A 4,745-nucleotide genomic window follows, 5' to 3' on the forward strand; every position below is an offset into this window, starting at 1 on the left:
GAAGAAATCGGTACCGCCAAGGCTGAAGGCAAAATAGACACGGTCACACAGATCGTTGCCCACGCCGGTCTTGGCTGTTTAAAAGGCGCTGTTGCGAGTGGTGCTTGCACGGCCGGTGCTGTGGGGGGTGCTGTGGGTGAAGCCACTGCTATGCTCCAGTTTCAATTATGGGTGCAAGGCATTGTGAAAGAGGAAATGGGGGATCTAAACGGTCGCACCCCAACTGCGGAAGAGGAAGCGCGTATAAACGCAAAGATTAATGCGCAGTTTGCTGACTTTAGAGACCACACCATTGATGTTGCACGGGCTGCGGGGGGGGGGTGCCGCTGCCATTGCCGGTGGCGATGTTGATGCCGGCGCTGATGCCGCTGGTAATGCCGCTGCAAATAACTTTTTGGGTAGTGCACAACGCGCTCAGATGAAGAAAGAGTTAGAAGAGTGCCCTGATGATCAGTGTCGAAGAGATGTTAACGAAAAATGGTTTGAGATTAGTGAAGAGCAAGATAGAATTTTTGAGATAGGTTTTGCGAAGGGTACGATTTTTGGTGTCGCCAAAGCAATAGGAAGCGAAATATCTGAGACAGCTCATGACGTTAAAGAATTAGGTCTGGCAATAGGAAACAGTTCAGTTGATGAGATCTCTCAAAATATTCTTCAAGGCATTGGAACAGCAACATCTTGGGCCACGAGTGGGCATATGTTGGATGATGTCTGGGAAGGAGCTGGTCAATTCTGGGGAGGAGTTAAGGATTCCTTTTGGGGGCATATAGATCACATACATGAAACAATGGAGAAAGGAGGGGATGGCGCATTCAGTGCTGGTGCTGAATCTGGCGAAATGCTAGGTAAACCATTAGGAGATGTGGCTTATATAGTGGGTTCTACAGTGCTTACTGACGGTGCTGTTTCAGCAGCCAAGGGAGGCGTAAAGCTTGCGGGCAAGCTTGTAGAAAAAGATCTCATCAAATTTGCTGCTAAAGCTGAAGAAGCGGCTATAACGGGAGCAACTAGTTCTGAAGTAAATACTGCGCATGTGGGGAAAGAAATTGCACAATCGCTAGAAAAAATGAGCGATGAAGCTATTGCAACTCAATATTTTGGACAGGAAAAAAATTCTGGTCAAAACCTATTGAGGTTGGGCTTGAAATAACGAACAATGGAGAAAAAATCACTCAGACAAACAAAGTTTATCAGAGCGAAAAACTGTTTGATCCTAACCAGATTGTTAGTTGGACAGTCAACAAGAAAAAAGTGACAGGTACAAATATTGAAAGAATGAAAACAGGAAGAGCACCTATAGGTTTCGATAACGAGCCTATTGAATTACACCATATGCTACAAACACATGATGGTCCCATAGCAGAAGTTACAAATGCGTTTCATAATAAAGATCATTCTGCTATTCACATTAATCCTAACACAATGGGATCAGCTATTGATAGGGATGCATTTGCTTTGTGGAGACAGAAATACTGGAAAGAACGTGCTAAAGGTTATGAAAATAAAGATATAGCAACTAGAAAATAACAATTTATGGAGAACAAATTATGAAAACTTACACTTTAGATGATGTTGTACAATTAATTGATAAATATAGCGATAGTATCGATTTTGGCTCTACAGATGAAGCAGTTGATGATGCACTGATTGAAAAAGCAGAGAAAACTCTTGGTTTGCAGTTTACGTTTTCCTATAAAAGTTTTTTAAAAAACTATGGAAGAGGGGAAATTTGTGGTGAGGAAATATGTAGCGTTTATGATACAAACTTTGAGATTGTTCGTAGTGATGATATTGTTTATAAAAACTTAAATTATAGAAAAAATGGTTTTGCAACGCCACAGCAACTTATTGTTAGTAGAACCGATTTTGGAGAGACATTTTTCTTCGATTATTCTCAATTTCAGAATGGAGAATGTGCGCTCTATTTTGATTTTCCACCCAAGGATCCACAATATTATGCAAGTAACTTCTATGAATTCCTCTGTAAAAGGATTACAGATAATTTGAAGTAAATTTCTTTGTATGGTGGTTTTACTTCCAAATTGCAATGTTAAACCACCATTATTTTTTTCTTTTCAAGAATGCAAGCATCGTTAATATTTTTTAGGGGGGATAATCTATGAAAACTTATACTTTAGGTGATGTTGCACAATTAATTAATAAGTATCCGGATGTTATCGACTTTGGCACTGCGGAGGATGCGCCTGATGATATATTGATTGAAAAAGCTGAGAGAACTCTTGGTTTACAATTCACATCTTCCTACAAAAGTTTTTTAAAAAATTATGGAGGAGGAGAAATTGGAGGTTATGAAATTTTTAGCATTTATAACGCAAGTTTTGATAAGTGTCCTGCTGGTGATATTGTTTTCTATCATTTGACGGATATAAAAAATGGTTTGGCAAAACCACAGCAGCTTGTTGTCAATAGAACAGATTTTGGTGAAACCTTTTACTTTGATTACTCTCAGTTTCAGGATGGAGAGTGTCCGCTCTATCTTAAGTTTCCACCTAGCGATCCTCAGTATTACGCAAGTAATTTTTATGAATTTCTCTGTAAAAGAATTAAAGAGCACGCAGGGTAATGACGATGCAAACCAAAGATGCAACAGAGATTTTAAAAAGACTTGGCTGGGAGCCTCATCGCGATGAAATGGATGATATGTTTGCTTATTATCATCTCCCTGATCGTATCGTGCGTATTCACTATGGTGTTATAGATTATGGACGGGATAGCGGAAGATTGTGGGTTTCTGTCAGTCTTACTACAGCTGCCTATTGTCTTGGCTGGGAATACGCTAACGGTAAGAAATCGCGATACCAATATGAGGATAAGCTGATTTCTTCAGAAGAGAATTTTGGAGTTACAGCACTAGAATTTTTTGAAAACCACGTTAAGGTAGCTTTGAATAAAGTGTTAGTTTGGGCGCACGCACAAGATATTGAGCAAAAATTACATGAAGAATCTGCTAATCATTCTCTTGTTGCAAAAGCCTTACTCGGCGATATTAAGGCTTTAAGGAATTACAAATCTATATCTCAATTATGTGTACCAGAGTTTTCTGATTATGAAAAGATGACACAGGTTGAGCGTATGATCTTTTTTGCTGAAGCTTATAAAAATAATGAATTGGATGACATTTTAGCACGCAAAAAACCGAAACAGCGTTTGATGAGTCTCACAGCAGCAACGCACATTCTTAAAACCCAAGGATGGTTTGCCACAGAGCCTGGGAAAATGTGGTTAGTTTTGCCGGATCGTTTTATTCAATTTGATTTTGGTTTTATCCGTCTTCATTATGATTATAATGTTCATCTTGAAGCAGGGATCTCCAACGAAGATATTTCTGTAGCTTGCCATTATATTCACGATAGTAGAAAATGTAGGCAGATATCAGCTACAAATATTTATCAGTCTTTTAATACGATTGAGGGAGGGGTTTTTAGTGGTGTTGATAAAGGAATTGATATTTGTGTAGAGATATTGAATGAGCAAGAGTTGACAAAAATCTCTGAGCGGGTGATACAGTGGGCACGTGCCCAAGATTTACAAGCATCAATAGAAAGCAAAACGCTTATCCAAAAATATAGCTATTATCCAGCTGTGATTTGGCATTTGGCTTGTTTAGCATTGACAGGTCAAATTGATGTCCTGAAATCCTATCAAAATGCCGTAAAAGCAGGTACGATTTCTGAATATTTAGATGACGATGATGTGGAAAAATATGTTAATCACGCTGTTCAATTTGCTGAAGGACATCTGACCGTTTTAAAGGAGCGAGAGGCGGCAGATGCACGTATTGGTGTACAATCTTTGGCTCTCCTTAATACAGTTTCTGAAATATTAAAAATGATGAACTGGACAGTCTATCGCAACAAAAATTATAATTGTAATGCCTATTTTATAAGCAAAGACCGTATCATTAATATAATGTACAGCCTTGATACAAAAGGAAAAACACCGATCCTTATATTCAAGGCTTCACTTTCAACACTTGCCTTTTCCACTGCTCATAGGGATGTTTTTCCCGAGAATCCTCAATATATAGCTCTCAAAGAGGCAGAAGAAGTTTATACAGTTTCTAGTGTTGAAGTTGAAGAAGGCAAACTAAAGCAAATCTGTGTGGATATTCTTAAATGGGCTGATAACCAAAACACCAACCAAATCATCTATGATTATACGGCGTTGCCAACAAAAAGTGAATTTTTCCTTGCAGAATTTCACCTTATTGCACTTATTTTGACTGGCAATGTCAAAAAACTTAAGTTTTATAAGGAGAGTTTTCAAAGAAAAAACCGTCTAGGCTTTGTAGATACTATCACAAAATATGATATTGACAACGCTCTTACTCTTGCGCGGGGTTATCGAGCGGGTTTTCCAAAAAACGCTCCGATTTTAAGCTTGGATCCACAAGCAGCATCTGTTGCTTCTAAAACAACTTCTGTTGAAGTGGCAGAGGAAGTGGATGAAGCAGATGACACTGATGATCGTCTCACCATGGAAAGTGCTCATGCACTTTTAAAAAGCCTAGGCTGGTCAACCGAGAAAATCAATGAGAATGACCATATGGCAAGCTATCAATTGGCTGATCGTGAAGTAGACATTCTTTATAACGACGAAATTGCCAAAGATTACCCACAATTTGATAGCGCTTTTATGATTAGTACTGGCATTCTTTCCACCGCTTGTAAATTCATTGATCCTACCCACACGGAAGATATTCCAGATATACAGCTTAATTTTGA

Annotated in this window: 3 protein-coding genes and 1 pseudogene; all 4 read left to right on the forward strand. The window is 38.8% G+C overall.

From position 1 onward, the window contains the following. Positions 1–1,527, forward strand: a pseudogene (locus tag ACFILW_RS08865) (HNH/ENDO VII family nuclease); the annotation flags it as partial. A 20-nt stretch (positions 1,528–1,547) separates the two neighbouring features. After that, positions 1,548–2,012 (forward strand): SMI1/KNR4 family protein, encoded by a 465-nt coding sequence (locus ACFILW_RS08870; protein WP_375685590.1) that lies wholly within the window; start codon positions 1,548–1,550, stop codon positions 2,010–2,012. Positions 2,013–2,119: 107 nt separating this feature from the next. After that, positions 2,120–2,584, forward strand: a complete 465-nt coding sequence (locus ACFILW_RS08875) for an SMI1/KNR4 family protein (protein ID WP_375685591.1) — start codon at positions 2,120–2,122, stop codon at positions 2,582–2,584. Positions 2,585–2,589: 5 nt separating this feature from the next. Beyond that, positions 2,590–4,745, forward strand: a 2,156-nt coding sequence (locus ACFILW_RS08880) for a DUF6990 domain-containing protein (protein WP_375685592.1), incomplete at its 3' end; no start/stop codon positions are given.

The organism is Bartonella sp. TT110JLCBS (genome assembly GCF_042193405.1).
In the GTDB taxonomy this organism is placed as follows: domain Bacteria; phylum Pseudomonadota; class Alphaproteobacteria; order Rhizobiales; family Rhizobiaceae; genus Bartonella.